The 21,289-nt window shown below is 55.2% G+C and carries 16 protein-coding genes; 12 read left to right on the forward strand and 4 right to left on the reverse strand.

Features of this window, described 5'->3' with window-relative positions; translation table 11 throughout:
- The first annotated feature begins 11 nt into the window (after positions 1-11).
- From xylB to uspE, 4 genes are all read left to right on the forward strand, one after another.
- Complete coding sequence (xylB, locus tag BTJ39_RS04025) at positions 12-1,481, forward strand: xylulokinase (RefSeq protein WP_078001392.1); 1,470 nt, start codon at positions 12-14, stop codon at positions 1,479-1,481.
- A gap of 56 nt (positions 1,482-1,537) precedes the next feature.
- Complete coding sequence (locus BTJ39_RS04030) at positions 1,538-2,833, forward strand: MFS transporter (RefSeq protein ID WP_078001393.1); 1,296 nt, start codon at positions 1,538-1,540, stop codon at positions 2,831-2,833.
- A gap of 139 nt (positions 2,834-2,972) precedes the next feature.
- The gene (locus tag BTJ39_RS04035) at positions 2,973-3,725 is read left to right on the forward strand and encodes an FNR family transcription factor (protein WP_078001394.1); all 753 of its coding nucleotides are present in this window, start codon (positions 2,973-2,975) and stop codon (positions 3,723-3,725) included.
- A gap of 171 nt (positions 3,726-3,896) precedes the next feature.
- Positions 3,897-4,844, forward strand: a complete 948-nt coding sequence (gene uspE / locus BTJ39_RS04040; RefSeq protein WP_078001395.1) for a universal stress protein UspE — start codon at positions 3,897-3,899, stop codon at positions 4,842-4,844.
- A 69-nt stretch (positions 4,845-4,913) separates the two neighbouring features.
- Here uspE and pntB read toward each other — a convergent pair whose 3' ends face one another.
- Together pntB and pntA are read right to left on the reverse strand one after the other, a co-directional pair.
- Positions 4,914-6,302, reverse strand: a complete 1,389-nt coding sequence (gene pntB / locus BTJ39_RS04045; protein WP_078001396.1) for a Re/Si-specific NAD(P)(+) transhydrogenase subunit beta — start codon at positions 6,300-6,302, stop codon at positions 4,914-4,916.
- 10 nt (positions 6,303-6,312) lie between these two features.
- Positions 6,313-7,848, reverse strand: a complete 1,536-nt coding sequence (gene pntA, locus BTJ39_RS04050) for a Re/Si-specific NAD(P)(+) transhydrogenase subunit alpha (protein WP_078001397.1) — start codon at positions 7,846-7,848, stop codon at positions 6,313-6,315.
- A 513-nt stretch (positions 7,849-8,361) separates the two neighbouring features.
- Between pntA and ydgH the strand changes: the two genes are divergently transcribed.
- Positions 8,362-9,318 carry a DUF1471 family protein YdgH gene (gene ydgH / locus BTJ39_RS04055; protein ID WP_078001398.1) on the forward strand — a complete coding sequence of 319 codons (957 nt, stop codon included), beginning with the start codon at positions 8,362-8,364 and terminating at the stop codon, positions 9,316-9,318.
- Positions 9,319-9,398: 80 nt separating this feature from the next.
- Here ydgH and BTJ39_RS04060 read toward each other — a convergent pair whose 3' ends face one another.
- A complete protein-coding gene (locus BTJ39_RS04060; RefSeq protein WP_078001399.1) occupies positions 9,399-9,815 on the reverse strand; it encodes a hypothetical protein in 417 nt (138 codons plus the stop codon).
- A gap of 228 nt (positions 9,816-10,043) precedes the next feature.
- Here BTJ39_RS04060 and rstA point away from each other — a divergent pair, with 228 nt between their 5' ends.
- The 7 genes from rstA to BTJ39_RS04095 all read left to right on the forward strand — a co-directional run bounded on the left by rstA (position 10,044) and on the right by BTJ39_RS04095 (position 17,222).
- Positions 10,044-10,772, forward strand: coding sequence for a two-component system response regulator RstA (gene rstA, locus BTJ39_RS04065; RefSeq protein WP_078001741.1), 729 nt, complete (start codon positions 10,044-10,046; stop codon positions 10,770-10,772).
- The gene (gene rstB / locus BTJ39_RS04070; RefSeq protein WP_078001400.1) at positions 10,769-12,064 is read left to right on the forward strand and encodes a two-component system sensor histidine kinase RstB; all 1,296 of its coding nucleotides are present in this window, start codon (positions 10,769-10,771) and stop codon (positions 12,062-12,064) included. The genes rstA and rstB overlap by 4 nt, the downstream gene beginning before the upstream one ends.
- Before the next feature lie 17 nt (positions 12,065-12,081).
- Positions 12,082-13,584: a carboxypeptidase M32 gene (locus tag BTJ39_RS04075; RefSeq protein ID WP_078001401.1), complete on the forward strand. Its 1,503-nt coding sequence runs from the start codon at positions 12,082-12,084 to the stop codon at positions 13,582-13,584.
- Positions 13,585-13,759: 175 nt separating this feature from the next.
- The gene (locus tag BTJ39_RS04080) at positions 13,760-14,770 is read left to right on the forward strand and encodes an ABC transporter substrate-binding protein (protein ID WP_241825874.1); all 1,011 of its coding nucleotides are present in this window, start codon (positions 13,760-13,762) and stop codon (positions 14,768-14,770) included.
- Positions 14,770-15,480, forward strand: coding sequence for a substrate-binding domain-containing protein (locus BTJ39_RS04085; protein ID WP_078001403.1), 711 nt, complete (start codon positions 14,770-14,772; stop codon positions 15,478-15,480). The genes BTJ39_RS04080 and BTJ39_RS04085 overlap by 1 nt, the downstream gene beginning before the upstream one ends.
- 204 nt (positions 15,481-15,684) lie before the next feature.
- Complete coding sequence (gene asr, locus BTJ39_RS04090; RefSeq protein ID WP_078001404.1) at positions 15,685-16,125, forward strand: acid resistance repetitive basic protein Asr; 441 nt, start codon at positions 15,685-15,687, stop codon at positions 16,123-16,125.
- Between the two features lie 284 nt (positions 16,126-16,409).
- Positions 16,410-17,222, forward strand: a complete 813-nt coding sequence (locus tag BTJ39_RS04095) for a trypsin-like serine peptidase (RefSeq protein WP_078001405.1) — start codon at positions 16,410-16,412, stop codon at positions 17,220-17,222.
- A 43-nt stretch (positions 17,223-17,265) separates the two neighbouring features.
- Here BTJ39_RS04095 and hrpA read toward each other — a convergent pair whose 3' ends face one another.
- Positions 17,266-21,168: an ATP-dependent RNA helicase HrpA gene (gene hrpA / locus BTJ39_RS04100; RefSeq protein ID WP_078001406.1), complete on the reverse strand. Its 3,903-nt coding sequence runs from the start codon at positions 21,166-21,168 to the stop codon at positions 17,266-17,268.
- Positions 21,169-21,289 lie beyond the last annotated feature (121 nt).

A 21,289-nucleotide genomic window follows, 5' to 3' on the forward strand; every position in this document is an offset into this window, starting at 1 on the left:
GGAGTTCTGTTATGTATCTCGGTATTGATGCCGGTACGTCGGAAATTAAGGCGCTGGTAATAAACGCTGAAGGCGATATTGTCGCCAGCGCCGGCGCCAGACTCAGCGTTCAGCGTCCTCATCCACACTGGTCGGAACAGGACCCTGACGCATGGTGGCAGGCAACGCAGCAGGCGGTAAGCGCGCTACGTCCAAAGGTGGGCGCCCAGTGGTCGGAAATTCGCGCTATCGGGCTGTCCGGACAGATGCACGGCGCCGTGCTGCTGGACAGCGCCGATAAGGTTTTACGCCCCTGTATTTTGTGGAATGACACCCGCAGCGCCGCAGAATGCGCGGAGCTTACCGCCCATACCCCGGAGCTGCATACTATCGCCGGTAACCTGGCAATGCCGGGCTTTACCGCGCCCAAACTGCTATGGGTTGCGCGCCATGAGCCGGATATTTTCGCCCGCACCGCCTGCGTGTTGCTGCCTAAGGATTATCTGCGCTGGAAAATGAGCGGCGATAAAGTTAGCGACATGTCGGACGCCGCCGGCACCCTGTGGCTGGACGTTGCCCGACGTGACTGGTCGGACACCTTGCTGGCTGCCTGCGGGTTGTCCCGGGAACAAATGCCACGACTGGTGGAAGGGAGTCAGGCGACAGGGACGTTACGCCCCGAAATTGCCCGGCAATGGGGACTGAGTGAGTCAGTGATGCTGGCAGGCGGCGGCGGTGATAACGCGGCGACAGCGGTAGGCATGGGCGCGGTGAATCCGGGCGATGCCTTTATTTCTCTGGGCACCTCCGGTGTGTTATTTGCGGTTAACGATCGCTTCCGCCCTAATCCGGCCTCTGCGGTACACGCCTTTTGCCATGCCGTGCCCGACCGCTGGCACCAGATGAGCGTGATGCTCACCGCAGCCAGCGGGCTGCGCTGGCTGTGTGAACTGTTAGGCGCCAGCGAAACAACCCTGCTGGCGGAGGTAGCTGCCCTGAGTCAGTCCGTTCAGCAAAGCGCCCCGCTGTTCCTGCCCTATCTTTCCGGCGAGCGTACGCCGCATAACGATCCAGACGCCTGCGGCGCGTTTCACGGCCTGACCCACGCCAGCAACCGCGCCGCGCTGGCTTATGCGGTGCTGGAAGGCGTGACGTTTGGCCTTGCAGATGGTTATCGGGTGCTTGAAGAAGCCGGCACCCGACTTAGCGAATGCGCGCTGACCGGCGGCGGCGCGCGCAGTCCCTGGTGGGCTCAGCTTATCGCTGATGTGCTGAATCTGCCGGTGGTGACGCATGCGGGCAGCGAAGCCGGCGGCGCGCTGGGAGCCGCTCGTCTGGCGTGGCTGGCGGCGGGAGGCGATGCCAGCCAGGTGTGCCGTAAACCCGCAGAGCAACGGCGCTATCGGCCAGACGCCGGTCGTCATCAGGCGTTGCAGCCGCGCTATCGTCATTTCCAATTACTTTATCAACAGCAGCGCGAAGCGCGTATGCAGGGTTACTGACTGCTTTTCGGTTACGGGCGTCGACGGCGCCCTTGCTACTACCTTGAGGATTTACTATGCAATCAGAAAAAAGCTGGTTTGGCCTCCCCGTTTCGCTACTCTGGGGTTTCGTCGCCATCGCAATATTTATGAGCGGCGACGGCTTTGAAATGGCCTTCTTATCCAAGCATATTACCGATATGGGTTTTAGTCCGGCCCAGTCCGCGCTGGTATTCACCCTGTATGGCGCCGCCGCCGCGCTGGCGGCCTGGAGCTCCGGCGTGGTAGCCGAAATCATCACGCCGCAGCGGGCCATGCGTATCGGCTTTGTACTCTGGGTAGTGATGCACGTACTGTTCATGACCCTTGGTCTGGGTATGCGTAATTATGGTCTGATGCTGCTGTTTTATGGCATCCGCGGGCTGGCTTATCCCTTATTTATCTACTCTTTCGTGCTGATGATCGTGCAGAACGTACCGAAAGATCAGGTATCTTCCGCCATGGGCTGGTTCTGGGCGATGTATTCAATCGGCATCGGCTGCATCGGTAGCTATCTTCCCAGCTTTACCATTCCGTGGATGGGCGAAACCGGCACCCTGTGGTTCGCCGTCGCCTGGGTGGTCGCCGGTGGGCTGCTGGCGATGTTTGCCCTGCGTAACGTCGGGGTTGAAAGCGCTAAAGCCCATCTGTCGCCAAAAGACAAAATGCGCGAGCTGTCGCGGGCAGGCACGCTGCTGGTGACCAACCGTAATATTTTTCTTGCCTGTTTGATCCGTATTATCAACACCCTGTCGCTGTTTGGTTTTGCCGTGGTGATGCCGATGCTGTTTGTCGGTCAGCTGGGCTTTACCATGTCTGAATGGCTGCAGATTTGGGCGGTATTCTTTTTCGTCACCATCTTCACCAACGTGATGTGGGGCGTGCTGGGAGAAACCATTGGCTGGATCAGACAGGTGCGCTGGTTTGGCTGCCTCGGTATGGCGCTTTCCAGCCTTGCCTTTTACTATATTCCGGTCACCTTTGGTCACAATTACTGGATGGCAATGATCCCGGCGGTGATGCTTGGTATCTTTGTTGCGGCCTTCGTTCCCATGACCGCGGTATTCCCGGCGCTGGAGCCGAAACACAAGGGCGCGGCGATCTCAATCTATAACCTCTCGGCCGGCCTGAGTAACTTCCTGGCGCCGGCGATCGCCTCAATGGTACTGCCATTTTTCGGCGTGCTGGGCGTAGTCTGGACCTATACCGCTCTTTATCTGTTTGCCGGCGTGTTGACGCTGATCATCCGCGTCGAGCAGCCGGGCCACCCTTCGAAAGCCAGTGCGGCCAAAAACTGGCGCTCAACGGTAGCGGCACAGAACAAATCGTCATAACTTGATCTAAATCAAAACCAGGGGAGTTATTGTGCATTTTCTCTCCTGTTTTTTACCTTTTTGACAGGTCCAGCCAGTTCTTTCAGGCCAAAAAAAATGTTAAAATTGACCTTAGTCAATATATGGTTGGAGCCTGATTATGATTCCGGAAAAGAGAATTATTCGTCGCATTCAGTCTGGTGGCTGTGCAATCCACTGCCAGGATTGCAGCATCAGCCAGCTCTGCATCCCCTTTACGCTCAATAATCATGAATTGGATCAGCTGGATAATATTATCGAGCGCAAAAAGCCCATTCAGAAAGGCCAGACGTTGTTCAAGGCCGGAGACGAGCTGAAGTCACTGTATGCTATCCGTTCCGGAACCATTAAAAGCTACACCATTACCGAACAGGGCGATGAGCAAATTACGGGCTTTCATCTGGCAGGCGACCTGGTCGGATTTGATGCCATCAGCGCTCATCAGCACCCCAGCTTCGCTCAGGCGCTGGAAACCGCAATGGTGTGTGAAATTCCCTTCGAAACGCTGGATGACCTTTCCGGTAAAATGCCTAACCTGCGCCAGCAGATCATGCGCCTGATGAGCGGTGAAATCAAAGGCGATCAGGATATGATTTTACTGCTGTCGAAGAAAAACGCCGAAGAGCGTCTGGCAGCCTTTATTTATGGCCTGTCACAGCGCTTTGGTCAGCGCGGCTTTTCCCAGCGTGAATTCCGCCTCACCATGACGCGCGGCGATATCGGAAACTATCTGGGCCTGACCGTTGAAACCATCAGCCGACTGCTGGGACGTTTTCAGAAAAGCGGACTGCTGGAGGTTAAGGGTAAATATATTACCATTGCCAACCACGACATGCTGGCCCAGCTGGCCGGGCAGGCCCGCTGCAGCGCCTGATCGTCAACAGAGTTCGCCGCAACCGGCGGCGAACTCTGGTTTTTTCCCTTCTGTGAGTCATATCCGTATTTTTCGCTAGTTAATTGATCAGCCTACAACTTCCCTGCTTCTTCCCTGGCGATTAATCGGCTATCTTTAAATCTGAAACCTCAGGTTTATGGAGAGCTGATTATGGTTAAGTATCAAAACATTCTTGTTGCGATCGACCCAACGCAGGATGACCAACCTGCGCTGCGCCGCGCGGTTTATCTTAACCAGCGTCTCGGTGGGCGAATTAAAGCATTCCTGCCTATTTATGACTTTTCCTATGAGATGACCACCCTGCTGTCGCCGGACGAACGCATCAGCATGCGTAAAGGCGTTATCAGTCAGCGTACCGAATGGATTCGGGAACAGGCCGGCGCCTATCTGGCCGCCGGTATTGATATCGACATCAAGGTGGTATGGCACAATCGTCCCTATGAAGCCATTATCCGCGAGGTTATGGAAGCGGGTCACGACCTGGTGCTAAAAATGACTCACCAGCATGACCGCTTGCAGTCGGTGGTGTTCACCCCCACCGACTGGCATCTGTTGCGTAAATGCCCCTGCCCGGTGTGGATGGTAAAAGACCAGCCGTGGCCAGAATCAGCCAAAGCGCTGGTGGCGGTAAACCTGGGCAGCGAAGAGCCACACCATGACGATCTGAATAAAAAACTGGTGCGTGAAACCACCGAGCTGGCGGAGCTGGTAAATCACACCGAGGTTCATCTGGTCAGCGCCTACCCGATCACGCCGATTAATATCGCCATTGAGCTACCTGACTTCGATCCCAGCGTGTACAACGATGCCATTCGCGGCCAGCATCTGATCGGTATGAAAGCATTGCGTCAGCACTTCGCCATCGATGAAAAAATGACCCACGTCGAAAAAGGATTACCGGAAGAGGTTATTCCCGACATCGCCGAATACCTGAACACCGGCGTGGTGGTGCTCGGCACCATTGGCCGTACCGGCATTTCAGCGGCTTTCCTTGGTAATACCGCCGAGCAGGTTATCGATCATCTGCGCTGCGATCTGCTGGCAATTAAGCCCGATGGCTTTGTCAGCCCGGTGAACCCGGAAACCGACGAAGAGTAGCGCGCCAGTAAGCGCCTTAAACAATAAAGCCCGTCACAGGTGACGGGCTTTATTGGCAGAGGACAGACCTTACAGCGCTTTCAGAATCGCATCTACCGTCGCTTTCGCATCGCCAAACAGCATCTGCGTGTTCTCTTTGAAAAACAGCGGGTTTTGCACCCCGGCATAGCCGGTATTCATTGAGCGCTTAAACACCACCACGCTCTGCGCCTTCCACACTTCCAGTACCGGCATACCGGCGATAGGACTGCGCGGATCCTCCTGTGCCGCCGGGTTAACAGTATCGTTGGCGCCGATCACCAGCACGGTATCCGTGTCGGCAAAGTCATCGTTGATCTCATCCATTTCCAGCACGATATCGTACGGAACTTTGGCTTCGGCCAGCAGTACGTTCATATGTCCCGGCAAGCGTCCGGCAACCGGATGGATGCCAAAACGAACCTTAATCCCGCGTGCGCGCAGCTTCTCCGTAATCTCCGCCACCGGGTACTGTGCCTGCGCGACGGCCATGCCATATCCGGGAGTGATAATCACTGAAGTGGAATTTTTTAACAGCTCTGCGGTGTCTTGTACCGTAATTTCGCGATGCTCGCCAACCTCAGCGGTTTCGCCGCTGCTGCTGCTGTCGGTGCCAAAACCGCCGGCGATAACGCTGATAAAAGAACGGTTCATCGCCTTACACATAATGTAAGACAGAATGGCGCCGGAAGAGCCAACCAGCGCGCCGGTGACGATCAGCAGATCGTTGCTTAACATAAAGCCCGCCGCCGCCGCCGCCCAGCCTGAATAGGAGTTCAGCATTGAAACCACAACCGGCATGTCGGCGCCGCCGATCGATGCCACCAGGTGCCAGCCAAAAACCAGCGCAATCAGCGTCATTATCAGCAGCGCAAAAACCTGTACCCCGCCGCTTTCGGTACGCACAAAGGCAATCAGCAGCGCCGCCGAAACCACCAGCGCCAGCAGGTTAAGCCGATGCCGGTGCGGCAGCATCAGCGGACGCGATGAGATCTTACCGCGCAGCTTGCCAAACGCGACCACCGAACCGGTAAACGTCACCGCCCCGATAAATACCCCGAGAAAGACTTCGGTCAGATGAATATTTTCCATGATCGCCGGCAATCCCGGCGGGTGGTCAATATAGCTGTTGTAGCCAACCAGCACCGCCGCCAGGCCAACGAAGCTATGCAGGATGGCCACCAGCTCGGGCATCTCGGTCATTTCCACTTTGCGCGCCAGGTGAATACCAATCGCGCCGCCAATCACCATCGCGACCAGCAGCCAGCCGACGTTGGCGGTATCCGGTCCCAGAATGGTTGCAATCAGCGCGATAGCCATGCCGCTGATGCCGAAAATATTGCCCTGCTTCGATGTTTCATGCTTTGACAGCCCGGCCAGGCTGAAAATAAACAGAATTGCGGCAACAATGTATGCTGCAGTCACTAATCCGCCAGACATTGATTACCCCTTAGTTTTTACGAAACATTTTCAGCATGCGCTGAGTCACGGTGAAACCACCAAAAATATTGATACTGGCGATCAATACCGCGATAAACGCCAGCAGCGTTACCCAGCCGCCGTGGCCAATCTGCAATAGCGCGCCCACCACGATAATGCCGCTGATGGCGTTGGTTACCGCCATCAGCGGCGTGTGCAGCGCGTGGCTGACGTTCCATACCACGTAATAACCCACCACGCAGGACAGTGCGAAAACCGTAAAGTGCGACAGGAACTCCGCTGGCGCAACGTTAGCCAGCCAGCCAAATAAAATAATGGCGATGGCGATAAGCAGGTATTTGCGCCACGGCGAGGCCGGTGCTTTTTCCTGCGGCTGAGGGGCGGATTGCTGCGCAGGCTGCGCGGCTTTCGGCGCGGCTGAAACCTGTATCGGCGGTGCCGGCCAGCTTAGCTCGCCCTCACGCACCACGGTTACGCCCCGGATCACCACGTCGTCAAAGTCGATGCTAATAACGCCATCTTTTTCTTTACACAGCAGCTTCATCAGGTTGACGAGGTTGGTGCCGTACAGCTGGGAGGATTGCGTCGGCAGGCGTGAGGGTAAATCGGTATAGCCGATAATTTTCACGCCATTGGCGCTAGTCGTCACCTGGCCGGCGACGGTGAGCTCGCAGTTTCCGCCGGTTTGTGCGGCCAAATCGACCACCACGCTGCCAGGCTTCATGCTGGCAACCATTTCCGCGGTGATCAGCTTCGGCGCAGGTTTACCCGGGATAAGCGCCGTGGTAACGATAATATCGACATCTTTCGCCTGGGCGGAAAACAGCGCCATCTCGGCAGCAATAAAAGCGTCAGACATCTCTTTGGCATAGCCATCGCCGCTGCCCGCTTCTTCTTTAAAATCCAGTTCGAGAAATTCCGCCCCCATACTCTGCACCTGCTCTTTCACTTCAGGTCGGGTATCGAAGGCGCGCACAATGGCGCCAAGACTGCCAGCCGCGCCGATTGCCGCCAGACCGGCGACGCCGGCGCCGATAATCATAACTTTAGCCGGCGGGACTTTACCCGCGGCGGTGATCTGGCCGGTAAAGAAGCGGCCAAACTCGTGGGCAGCCTCAACGATAGCGCGGTAACCGGCGATATTAGCCATTGAGCTAAGCGCATCCAGTGACTGGGCGCGTGAAATGCGCGGTACGGCATCCATGGCCATCACATTGACCTTTTGCGCCTGTAATTTTTCCAGCAGCTGTGGATTTTGCGCCGGCCAGATGAAACTGACCAGCGTTGCGCCCGCGCGCAGCCGTGAGATTTCCCCCTCTTCAGGGGCATTCACCTTCAGCACAATATCTGACTGCCAGACCTGCTCTGCGTCGGCAACAGTCGCGCCAGCCTGCTGGTAGGCGTGGTCGTCAAAGCTGGCGGCCAGACCCGCCTGATTTTCCACAACGACCTGAAAACCCAGCTTGAGTAATTGCTCCACGGTTTTGGGCGTGGCTGCGACGCGGCGCTCATCGGGCCAGCGCTCTTTGGGTACTCCAATTATCATATTCTTCCCTTATTCAGATGGAAGGTAAGCCGTAACACCAGTCTCAGCCCCTCAATGCCATAGCGGCTGAAAACGGTGTCAAACTATTCATAACCTGCTGGAAATATGTCGTACATTTTTCGTTTCGACAAGATTGAAACAACGTTTCACTATAAAAATGCAAACAATGTGGTTAAATACGGTCAATCTGGCCTATTACCGGCCAGCAAAGCATCATTTTGTGCTAAGAAAATATTTAACATTATTGTTTCGTATTTAATAAAGCATTAATATAACAATCACTTAACGTTATATCCGTTATCATCTACCACTTATTCCGGTACAACGCTGATTAAACCCAATGAGAGCTGTCATCGGCACGCGTCAGTAAACGCGGCCGAAATACTGTTTTCATCGCATAAAATGGCTGGGACAGCGTTCATTATTAGTGCCATAATCGGCGACTATTCTGTTGCACATCAAAAGTCAGACACGTTTTGTTCATATTTTTGCGTTAGGCGAAGGATACTTTTTATGAAGCTCAAGATTACCTTTCTGGCCTCGGCTCTGCTCTCGGTGGCGGCAATGTCGGCACATGCAGCTAACGAGCTGACCCCAGAGCAGGCTGCAGCCCTGAAACCATTCGACCGCATATCCATTACCGACAAATTTAACTCGATCGGTGATGCCAATGCGGCAATCTCCAAGCGTGCTGACTCCATGGGTGCGGCGTCTTACTTTGTTCAGGGCATTAATGACTTAAACGGTAACGGCGGCAACTGGCGCGTAACGGCTGACCTTTACAAAGCCAATGCGCCAGAACGCACTAAAAACAAACACTTTCTTATGCATAACGGCGTGCGCCAGTATCCTAAAGACCTCGCCTATTCTCTTGAGCCTTATGATACCGTCAGCGTAAGCGGTTTTTTCCGCAGCCAGCCTGATGTTGAAGATGCAATTACCCGTGAAGCAGCGCGCAAAGGCGCTTATGGTTATTTCATCATCCGCCAGGTTGATACCAACGACGGCGGTAACCAGTACGTCACCGCCTTTGTGTATAAAAAGGATGCGGCTAAGCGTCAGACGCAGGACACGTCCAATATGATCCCTGCCGACTCCCAGGCGGGTAAAGCGGCATTAGCCGCTGGCGGCGCCGAGGCGAAGCGCGTTGCCATCCCTGGCGTAGCCAGTTCGGACACCCCGAGCAGCAGCGTCGGGCGCTTCTTTGAAACCCAGAGCTCGAACGGCAAGCGCTATACGGTTACGCAGCCAGACGGTCGTTCAATTCAGGAAGTGAATGCGATCACCGCCGCGCAGATGCAGCCGTTCGACAGCGTAACCTTTACCGGCCACTTTGGTACGCCTGCTGAGATTTCCGATGCGGTAGGCAAGCGCGGTATTGAAAAAGGCGCTAAATATTATCACGTTACCCGCGAATGGCAGAATCAGAGCGGCGGTAACGTAACGGTCAGCGCCGACCTGTTTAAATAATCGCCGCTGAGCACTCGCTAAAAAATCCGCAGCCTGCAAAGGTGCGGATTTTTTTATTTCTGCAATGGGAAGATAAGCGATTACAGCGCGTCAGCGGCGGCAACAATAATCGACAAGTTGTCACCACGCAGCTGCATGCTGACCGGCTTGACGTACTCAGCACGGATAATATCGATCTGCTGTTCACTGAGAGTATAAGGTAGCAGGATGTCAAAGCTGGCAATCTGCAACTGCTCCGCCAGCGTAATCAGGCGCACAATGTTTATTTCATCGCTGACCTGGGTCGAAAGCACCTGCAGCGCCAGCTCGCGCAAATCGTCCGTGCGGTTTTGCGCTTTCTTTGTCGGATTTTTCGTCACCATGCCGAAGATGGGCATAACACCGTAGATGGCGTCAACAAAACTCCAGCGTTTTTTACATGAGGCAGCAAGGAAATCAAGGTAGTTGATGCAGATAGGATCCCTGCTGGCGGACGAAAGCAACTTTCGGTCAGACACCTTAAATTCTCCTTTTAGCAGGCTAAGCTATAACAGCCCATCAGGCTAATTCCGGCGCTTATAATGGCATAGTTCCCTGCGTGTATACTATAAAATGCAAATTTTTTAGCACGGATGGTTTGTTCTGCGGCCTCTTTTTTGTTCGTATGCCCCTTTTTTTGCCGCTGTGATAGCCCTTGACGGCGGATCGGGCTAAGCTGGGCTACTTGTTATGGTATGTCAGATAATATGAATAAGATCGTATTTGTTGAAGATGATCCCGATGTGGGTCAATTAATTGCCGCTTATCTTGGCCGGCACGATATTGATGTCATTGTTGAAAGTCGCGGCGATCGCGCCGAAGAAACTATTGCGGCGAATAACCCGGACCTGGTGATGCTGGACATCATGCTGCCAGGTAAAGATGGTATGACCCTGTGCCGTGATTTAAATGCGTCGGACCGCTGGTCAGGCCCGATTGTCTTACTCACCTCGCTGGACAGTGATATGAACCATATTCTGTCGCTTGAGATGGGCGCCAATGATTACATTCTGAAAACAACCCCGCCGGCGGTTTTGCTGGCACGTCTGCGGCTGCATTTGCGCAATGCCAGTGCGTTGCAACAGGGTGATGACGCCCCCGCCGCCCCGTCAGGACAAAAGGCGCTGCGTTTTGGCACCCTGTTTATCGATCCAATTAACCGGCAGGTCTCGCTGAATAATGAAATTATTCAGCTTTCGACGGCTGATTTTGATCTGCTGTGGGAGCTGGCAACGCACGCCGGCAGCATTCTGAACCGCGACGCGCTGTTAAAAACCCTGCGCGGCGTTGAATACGACGGCCTGGATCGCAGCATTGACGTGGCAATATCCCGCCTGCGCAAAAAGTTGCTTGATAACGCCAATGAGCCTTATCGCATCAAAACCATCCGCAATAAAGGCTATTTGTTCGCTCCCCACGCCTGGGATACACCATGAGAAAGCTGTTCATTCAGTTCTATTTACTGCTGTTTGTCTGCTTTCTGGTGATGACCATGCTGGTGGGCCTGGTCTACAAATTTACCGCTGAGCGCGCCGGGCGTGAATCGATGGATGACCTGATGAAAAGTTCACTCTATCTGATGCGCAGCGAGCTGCGTGAAATTCCGCCGCGCGACTGGAATAAAACCATTGAGAATCTCGACCTCAATCTGTCGTTCAAATTGCACATTGAACCGCTGAATAAATATCAACTGGAGGCCAGCAGCCTGAAGCGGCTGCGTAACGGCGAGATCGTCGCGCTTGATGATGAATACACCTTCATACAGCGCATTCCCCGCAGTCATTATGTGCTGGCCGTCGGCCCTATTCCCTACCTGTTTTATCTCCATGAGATGCGCATTTTCGATATCTCACTGATGTTTTTTATTGGCATATCGCTGGCGCTACCGGTGTTTATCTGGATGCGCCCTCACTGGAAAGATTTGCTGCGCCTTGAGAAGGCCGCGCAGCGTTTCGGCCACGGCCATCTTGACGAGCGTATCCATTTCGACGCCACTTCCAGCCTGGCACGCCTCGGCGTTGCTTTTAATCAGATGGCGGATAACGTCAATACCCTGGTAAGCAGTAAAAAGCAGCTGATTGACGGTATCGCCCACGAGCTGCGTACGCCGCTGGTGCGCCTGCGTTACCGGCTGGAGATGAGCGATAACCTCAGCGAGACGGAGTTGCTGGCCCTGAATCGCGATGTCGGCCAGCTGGAAGCGCTGATCGAAGAGCTGCTGACCTACGCCCGCCTTGATCGCCCGCGCGTGGATTTGCATATTCAACGCGTCGATTTAGCCAGCTGGCTTAATGAAAAGCTGGCGGATTTTCGCCTGATTAATCCCGACTATGACATTCGCCTTGAGACGCCGCAGGGTGAAAACATCGGCATGGCCGATCCGCGCCTGATGGAGCGCGTGCTGGACAATCTGGTGAATAACGCGCTGCGCTACGCCCGGCATCAGCTGCGCGTTAGCTTGTGGTTTTATACTAATCAGGCAATTTTACAGGTAGAAGATGACGGCCCGGGTATTCCGCCTGAGGAGCGTCAGCGCGTATTTGAACCCTTTGTACGTCTCGATCCCAGCCGCGATCGCACCACCGGCGGCTGCGGACTGGGTCTGGCTATCGTGCATTCAATCGCTCAGGCATTTGGCGGCCAGGTTATCATCGATAGCAGCATGCTGGGCGGTGCCAGCGTGCGTTTCTGCTGGCCGGTTGATCTGCCATCGCATCAAAAAAGTTAACTTCTCAAGGAGATTTCATGTCCAGTGCCTATACCCGCCTGACTGAGCGTTTTCAACGCCTTTCCCGTTTTAGTCACCTTTCGGCGATCGCCGGATGGGATATGATGACGATGATGTCACCGGCCGGAAGTCGGGCGCGAGGCGAAGCGCTGGCCGAGCTTGGCGTCTTGCAGCACCAAATTCTGACCAGCCGCGAAACCGGCGAGGATCTGGCGCGCGCTAAGCAAGCGTCATTATCCTCCGACGAGCTGGCGAACCTGGCGGAAATGGAGCGCGCCTGGCAGCAGGCGGTGGTGTTACCGAGCGAACTGGTGGAAGCAAAATCGGTTGCCGGTTCGCGCTGTGAGCACGCCTGGCGTAGTCAGCGTCCGGCCAATGACTGGCAGGGATTTGCCGAAAACCTGAAGGAGGTCGTCAGCCTCAGCCGGCAGGAGGCGGAAATTCGCGCGCAGAATAGCGGCGTGTCCCGCTACGACGCCCTGCTTGATATGTATACCTGCAACCAGCTGGACAGCATTTTCGCTGATATAAAAGCCTGGCTACCGGATCTGCTGCAGCGCGTTATCGCCCGTCAGGACCAGCAACCCATCCAGCGTCCGCAGGGCCCTTTCGCCACTGAAAGCCAGCGTCAGCTGGGGCTGAGCGCGATGGCAATGCTGGGCTTTGACTTCAATGCTGGTCGGCTGGACGTCAGCGCCCATCCCTTCTGCGGCGGCGTACCGCAGGATGTGCGCATTACCACGCGCTATGACGGGCAAAACTTTTTGTCGGCACTGATGGGAGTCATTCACGAGACCGGACACGCCCGCTATGAGCAGAACTTGCCGTCGCAGTGGCTGGGTCAACCCATTGCCCACGCCAGATCAACGGCGATCCACGAATCGCAGAGCCTGTTTTTTGAAATGCAGCTGGGCCGCAGCCCGGCGTTTCTGGCGCGCATTCTGCCGGAAGTCATAAACCATTTTGGTGGGCAGGATGCGTTAAATCAGCAGAACTTTATTCGCCTTGCGCAGCGCGTACAGCCAGGGTTAATCCGGGTTGATGCCGATGAAGTTAGCTATCCCGCCCATATTATTCTGCGTTATGAAATTGAGCGGGCGCTGATTGAGGCGGAGATTGAGGTTGAAGATATTCCCGCCCTCTGGCAGGAGAAAATGCAGCAGCTGTTAGGCATTGATACCACAGGTAATTATCGCAACGGCTGTATGCAGGACATCCACTGGACCGATGGCGCCTTCGGCTACTTTCCTACCTATACACTGGGCGCGATGTATGCCGCTCAGCTGTTTCAGGCGCTCAGCCGGGCGCTGCCGGACGTACAGCAGCGCATTGCCAGCGGCGATCTGCAACCGGTGTTCAGCTGGCTGCAGCAGAATATCTGGCAGCACGGCAGTCGCTTTAGCACCCGCGAGCTGATTACCCGCGCCACCGGTGAGGATCTCAATCCGCGCTGGTTCCGCCAGCATCTGGAAAGCCGCTATCTGACCGACGAGTTCACCACTGGCAGAACGACCGTTTAGTTTGTGGCGCATCACTATCAGAGCGGCTTAATGCCGCTCTTCTGCATTTAACCCCACAGCATCTGTATCAGAATCAATATTTAACGCAGGTATTTCGCTATATAATAAAAAATATAACGAACCGGAGAATGTAATGAGAAAACTGACGCCGCTGCTATTGTTAGCCGCGCTACTTATGGGTTTTACCGCCAGAGCGATGGCATCACGGGTGATTACCGATCAGATCGGACGACAGGTTACTATTCCTGATAAGGTTGACCGCGTGGTGGTATTGCAGCACCAAACGCTGAATTTACTGGTACAGCTGAATGCCACCAACAAAATCGTCGGCATTCTTTCTAACTGGAAACAGGAGCTGGGCGACAGCTATGCCAGGCTGGTGCCGCAGCTGAACAACATCCCGATGCTGGGCGATCTTACCCATGTCGATGCGGAAAAGCTGGTAACGCTGCATCCGCAAGTGGTTTTCGTCACTAACTATGCGCCGCGTGAAATGATTGACAGCATCAGCGCGCTGGGCATTCCGGTAGTCGCCATCTCGCTGCGCCACGATGCGCCCGGCGAGCGTGACAAGCTAAACCCGACGCAGAGCGATGAGGGCAAAGCTTACGATAGCGGTCTGCGCGAAGGCATTACGCTCATTGCAGATATCGTTAATAAGCCAAAAGAAGGTAAAGCGCTGATTGATGCCGCGTTTGCAGGACGTAAACTGGTCAGTGAACGACTGGGCAACCTGCCGGACGCACAGCGCGCTCGCGCCTATATGGCTAATCCGGATCTGATTACCTACGGTTCCGGAAAATATACTGGCCTGATGATGGCCCATGCCGGCGCGCTGAACGTTGCTGCGGCGACGGTTAAGGGCTATAAACAGGTCTCAATGGAACAGGTTATCGCGTGGAATCCGCACGTTATTTTCGTGCAGAATCGCTACCCGCAGGTAGTCAAAGAGATTGAAAGCGATCCCAAATGGCAAACTATCGATGCCGTCCGTCATCACCGCGTCTGGCTGATGCCGGACTATGCTAAAGCCTGGGGTTACCCCATGCCTGAAGCTGTAGGTTTAGGGGAGCTATGGATGGCGAAAAAACTTTATCCGCAGAAATTCGCCGATATCGATATGCAAAAGCGCGCTAACAGCTGGTATTTGCGCTTTTATCGCCACCCTTATCAGGGCATTAACTAATGTATATCCTGGCAGCTGGCAGTCTGAAGTCGGTCTGGCCGCGTCTTATGGCCCGCTGGCCACAGGCCGCAACGATACAACAAACCCACTTTGGTCCGGCGGGATTGCTGTGCGAAGCCATCACCGCTGGCAGACGCTGCGACCTGTTTGCTTCGGCTAATCAGGCGCATCCGCAAAGCCTGCTGGCTGCCGGGATTGCCCATAAAATCATGCCCTTTGCGACCAACAGCCTGTGCCTTACCGTTCGCGCTGAACGCTGTGATGAGGATGACAACTGGCTGACGCTGCTGCGCCGTACCGACCTGCGCCTGGCAACCTCTACCGCAGGCTGCGACCCTTCCGGCGATTACAGCCTGAGTCTGTTTAGCCGTATCGCCCGCGACGACCCGTCGCTGGGGGCGCAGCTATTAAGTCGGGCCATGCCGCTGGTTGGCGGCCGGGACAGTCTGCCGGTTCCAGCCGGTCAGCTGGCCGCAGGCTGGCTACTGGAGCAGGATTTCGCTGATATGTTTATCGGTTATGCCAGCTACAGGCCACAGCTCGAACAACTGCCGTCGCTGCGGGTTTTTACTATTCCGCCGCACTATAATCCTCAGGCCATCTATACCCTGGCGCTGCTTAATCCAGCCGCCGGAGAGCTGGCTCGCTACCTTTGCTCCGCGGATGCAGCAGACGTCCTGACTGCATCCGGCTTTAACGCCGACGTTTAGCCCGCTTGCCGATAGCCAACGACCTGATTTCGGCTCAGGTAAGCCCCCTTTCCTGAGCGCCGTTTTTTTACTTTTACCGGCGTTTGTACAATCCGTTACACACCGATACCAATCACTCACGGAAGCGCCCCTCAGCTTTGCATATATTGACCTTACCGGCCCCGCAGTGGGCTGCTAAATGAAATGAAACTTGAGGGTTTTTTAATGAAAAAATTATTTGCTCTGGTTGTAGCCGCTGCCATGGGTCTGTCATCAGTCGCTTTCGCCGCTGATACTACCGCTGCCCCGGCATCGTCAACAACTGCTACCACTGCGGCTCCGGCTAAAGTTGCAGCTAAAAAACACGTGAAGCATAAAAAAGCCGCTGCTCAGAAAGCGCAGGCTGCTAAAAAGCATCACAAAAAAGTAGCGAAGAAAAAAGCCACTGAGCAGAAAGCTCAGGCTGCCAAGAAACACGTGAAGCATAAAAAAGCGGTAGCCCAGAAGGCCCAGGCTGCTAAAAAACACGTTAAGCACAAAAAAGCCGCCGCTCAGAAAGCCCAGGCTGCCAAAAAACACGTAAAGCATAAAAAAGCCGTAGCTCAGAAAGCCCAGGCTGCTAAAAAACACCACAAAAAAGTAGCTAAAAAATCAGCTGCTAAATAATGTGGACGGGAAAGCATCCCGTACTGAATGAATTAAATCTGACACCCGGACCCGTCCGGGTGTTTCTTTAGTGGAGTGCCGGATGATGCTGCGTCGCTACTTATTTGAAATCATCTTCGCCGTGATGATTATCTGCGGTGTTCTGGCTGCCAGCTTCTATTTCTAATCGTTTTTACCGGTTTGTTTATCAACCTGATCTCCCCTTTTTATCGCTGTACGGCTATAGTTATAACCGTATTTGCCGTAACAAATTATTCTTATAATTTCTCCTGTCTGAGAGATGTATGCGCATACTGGCTGTGATTTTTGTAAGTTGTCTGACTTTTTCACACTGCTGTTGGGCGGACCGCGACACCCAACGTGAAGACGCAAACAAGACGCTGTTTTTTGGTCACGACCAACGACTCCCGGTCAAAGCGGTAACCAGCGTTCCCTGGGATGCTATCGGCCAGTTGGAAACGGAGAGCGGTAATTTATGTACTGCGACCTTAATCTCCGCGCATCTGGCGCTCACTGCGGGCCATTGCCTGGTGGCGCCGCCTGACGGCAAGATTGATAAGGCCATCGCGCTGCGCTTTATCTCCGGTCGTAAGGGCTGGCGCTACGAAATTCACGATATTGAAACCCGGGTGGATCCGGCCCTCGGCAAAAAACTAAAAGCTGACGGTGACGGCTGGATCGTTCCCTCTGCCGCCGCGCCCTTTGATTACGGGCTGATTATTCTGCGCAATCCCCCCTCTGGCATAACGCCGGTTCCCCTGTTCGACGGCACGCGCGAGGCGCTATCAGAAGCGTTGAAGGCCGATGGACGCAAGGTAACTCAGGCAGGATATCCGGAAGACCATCTCGACACCCTGTACGCTCACAGCGACTGCCTGATAACCGGCTGGGCGCAGAAAAATGTGCTGTCGCATCAGTGCGACACGCTACCGGGCGATAGCGGCTCGCCGATGCTGCTAAACGTTGATGGCGACTGGCAAATTATCGGTATTCAGAGCTCAGCGCCGGCCGCCGCCGACCGCTATCGCGCCGATAACCGCGCCATCGCGGTAACGGCCTTTCGCGATAATTTACAGCAGCTCGCCGCAGAAGAATAAGCGCCGACTAAGGCGGCTCCGCTGCTATACGGAGCCGTTTTCGTTATGGCGCACTGGAAATCTGCTCCATGGCCTGCAGCACGCGCTTATCTGAAATGGGATAAGGCGTGCCCAACTGCTGGGCAAAGTAGCTAACTCGCAGCTCCTCAATCATCCAGCGAACCTCTGCAACATCGGCGGCATCGCGCTGCTGCAGCGGAATTTTATTCAGCCAGCCAAGCCATGCCCGTTGCACCTGTTCGACTTTCAGCATGCGCGCCCGGTCGCTGTGCGGATCGACCGGTAATTTTTCCAGCCGTCGTTCAATCGCGTTCAGATAACGCAGCAGGTCCGGCAGGCGCCGCCAACCAATGGTGGTAACAAATCCACGGAAGACCAGGCCATTCATCTGCGCTTTAATATCCGAAAGCGCCAGCGCCAGCGTCATATCCACCCGCCCTTTTAAGCGCTTGTTAATGGTGAATACCATGGTCAGAACCTGCTCTACCTGGCGGGCAATAGCCACGACGGTATCATTCAGCTCCGCGCGAACGTTGTCGTGCAGCTGACGAAACGCCTGCTCCTGCCAGACCGGGCCGCCGGCTTCGTCAACCAGCTTGTCGACCCCGCAGGCGATGCAGTCGTCAATTAAATCCAGCACTTTGCCATAAGGATTAAAGTAGAGTCCCAGCTTGGCTTTATTAGGCAGTTTGTCATGCAGATACTTGATCGGCGAAGGAATATTCAACAGCAGCAGACGGCGCAGTCCCGCACGCATAGCCTGCTGTTGCTCATATTGCGAATCAAACAGCCGGATCGCCACACTCTGTTTTTCATCAACCAATGCCGGCCAGGCTTTTACGCTGTACGCTCCGCGCTTTTGCTCGTAGTGACGCGGCAGATCGCCAAAACTCCACAGATGCAGATCGTTTTGCTCCAGACCTTCATCGGCGACGTGGGACAGCGTTTCCTGCACTTTGGCCTTCAGTGCCAGCTTGAGGGCGTGCAGATCTTTGCCTTCACGCAGAGTGCGCTGGTTCTCATCCACCACGCGAAAGGTCATTTTCAGATGATCGGCGACCATATCCCACTGCCAGCTGTCGCGATCGATGGTCACGCCGCTCATGCGGCGAAATTCACGCTCAAGCGCATCCAGCAGCGGCTGTTCTAATGGCGTAGCCCGACTGAGGAAGGCGTCGGCATAGTTCGGCGCCGGGACGAAATTGCGTCGGACCACCTTGGGCAGCGATTTGATTAACGCAATGACCAGCTGCTGGCGCAAACCGGGGATCTGCCACTCAAAGCCCCGCTCTTCAACCTGATTAAGCAGCGGCAGCGGAATATGCAACGTCACGCCGTCAGCATCGGTGCCAGGCTCAAACTGATAGCTAAGCCGCAGTTTCAAATTGCCCTGCTGCCAGAAATTGGGGAAGTCGAGCTTGCTGACGTTACCTGCGCCGTCCTTAATCAGCATCTCGCGCTCAAAGTTGAGCAGCTCAGGCTGCTGTTGACTGGCGCGCTTCCACCAGCTGTCAAAATGTCGCGAAGAAACCACTTCATGACCAACGCGCTGATCGTAGAAAGCAAACAGTGATTCATCATCAACCAGAATGTCGCGTCGGCGGGTTTTATGTTCGAGCTCTTCAATCTCGGCCCGCAGCTTCTGATTCATTTTAAAAAAGGCGTGCCGGGTCTGCCATTCACCCTCCACCATCCCATGGCGGATAAACAGTTCTCGCGACAGCTGCGGGTCGATATGGCCGTAGTTTACCTTACGGGCGGCGACCACCGGCAGGCCGTACAGCGTTACTTTCTCCGTTGCCATTACCGCGCCCTGACTTTTCTCCCAGTGCGGTTCGCTGTAACTGCGTTTCAGCAGATGCTGCGCCAGCGGTTCAACCCATTCAGGCTCGATGCGCGCCGCAATGCGCCCCCATAGCCGGCTGGTTTCCACCAGTTCCGCCACCATGGTCCATTTAGGCGGCTTTTTAAACAGCCCGGAGCCGGGGAATATGCTGAAATGGGCATTTCGTGCGCCGATAAACTCCGGCTTTTCCGCATCCTTTTGCCCAATATGCGACAGTAACCCGGTCAGCAGTGCACAGTGGACGCCGCGAAAATCCGCCGCCTCGCGGTTAACCGTCAGCCCCAGTTCGCGCACCACCTGGCGCAGCTGGGTATAGATATCCTGCCATTCGCGCACCCGCAGATAGTTGAGAAAATCCGTTTTGCACTGACGCCTGAACTGGGCGGATGACAGCGCTTTTTGCTGTTCCTGCAGATAGTCCCACAGGTTAACGAAGGCGATAAAATCGGAATCTTTATCGGCAAAGCGACGATGCTTTTCATCCGCAGCCTGCTGGCGCTCTACCGGACGCTCACGCGGATCCTGGATCGACAGCGCAGAAACGATAATCATCACTTCACGCAGCGCGGCCATTTTCGGCGCTTCCAGCACCATACGCGCCAGACGTGGGTCGACCGGCAGCTGTGAAAGCGCCCGCCCGGATTCCGTTAACGTGTAGCGTTGCTCCTGCTGCGTAATCGCGCCCAGCTCTTCAAGCAGGCGAACACCGTCCTGAATATTGCGCTTGTCAGGCGCTTCGACGAAGGGAAAAGCGCTGATGTCGCCCAGCCCCAGCGCCGTCATCTGCAAAATGACCGAGGCCAGGTTGGTACGCAAAATTTCCGGGTCGGTGAATTCAGGCCGGTTAAGAAAGTCCTCTTCAGCGTACAGGCGGATGCATATGCCTTCCGAGACGCGGCCGCAGCGCCCTTTACGCTGGTTGGCTGACGCCTGCGAGATTGGCTCAATCGGCAGGCGTTGCACCTTGGTGCGATAGCTATAGCGGCTGATACGGGCGGTGCCGGGATCGATAACGTATTTGATGCCCGGCACGGTGAGCGATGTTTCGGCGACGTTAGTCGCCAGCACGATGCGTCGTCCGGCGTGCGACTGGAATACTTTATTCTGGTCAGAATTCGACAGGCGGGCGTACAGCGGCAGGATTTCAGTGTGCGGCAGCTCGCGGCGCGTCAGCGCATCGGCGGTGTCGCGGATTTCACGCTCGCCACTCATAAATATCAGGATATCGCCGCGCCCCTCGGCGCTTAATTCATCAACGGCATCAAAAATAGCCTGTAGCTGATCGCGATCGCCATCGTCAACATCCTCAACGACCGGACGGTAGCGCACCTCAACCGGATAAGTGCGCCCCGATACTTCAATCACCGGGGCGTTGTTAAAGTGGCGCGAAAAGCGCTGCGGGTCGATGGTCGCCGAGGTAATGATGATTTTCAGGTCCGGGCGACGCGGCAACAGTTCACGCAGGTATCCCAACAGAAAATCAATATTCAGACTGCGCTCATGGGCTTCATCAATAATGATGGTGTCATACTGCAGCAGCAGGCGGTCCTGCTGAATCTCAGCCAGCAGGATGCCGTCGGTCATCAGCTTAATCTGGCTAAGCTCGCTCACCTGATCGTTAAAGCGGACTTTATAGCCGACGCAGCCGCCGAGCGGACTTTCCAGTTCGTCGGCAATGCGCTGCGCGACGGTGCGAGCGGCCAGCCGTCTTGGCTGAGTGTGGCCAATCAAACCCCGTACGCCGCGCCCCAGCGCCAGACAGATTTTAGGCAGCTGGGTGGTTTTACCGGATCCGGTTTCACCGGCCACAATCACCACCTGATGACCGGCAATCGCATCGGCAATCTCTTGCTGTTTCTGGCTAACGGGCAGGTTTTGCGGGAAGGTTATCGCCGGGGTCGCCGCCGCGCGCGCGGCGACAATCTGCCCGGCGCGCGCGATCTCATTTTCAATTTCGCCGGCTATCGCCTGCTGCTGCGCGGGATTACGAATTTTTTTTGCCCCCTGCAGGCGACGCTGTAGCCGCTGACGATCGCGTAGCGTCAGGGTATCAAGTCGCGACCAGAGCGCCTGCAGAGAAGTATGTGGTGTTTCTGACATGATTATCCGGTTGTGAGACAACAATAGGCCTGATTTAACTTCACGTGCTGTGGACAGCTGATAAGCACGGCATATTATCACAATCAGCGCCAGTCTGGCTGCCGTGCCTGCACTTGTTCAA

Source organism: Izhakiella australiensis (assembly GCF_002006995.1).
GTDB classification, from domain to species: Bacteria; Pseudomonadota; Gammaproteobacteria; order Enterobacterales; family Enterobacteriaceae; genus Izhakiella; species Izhakiella australiensis.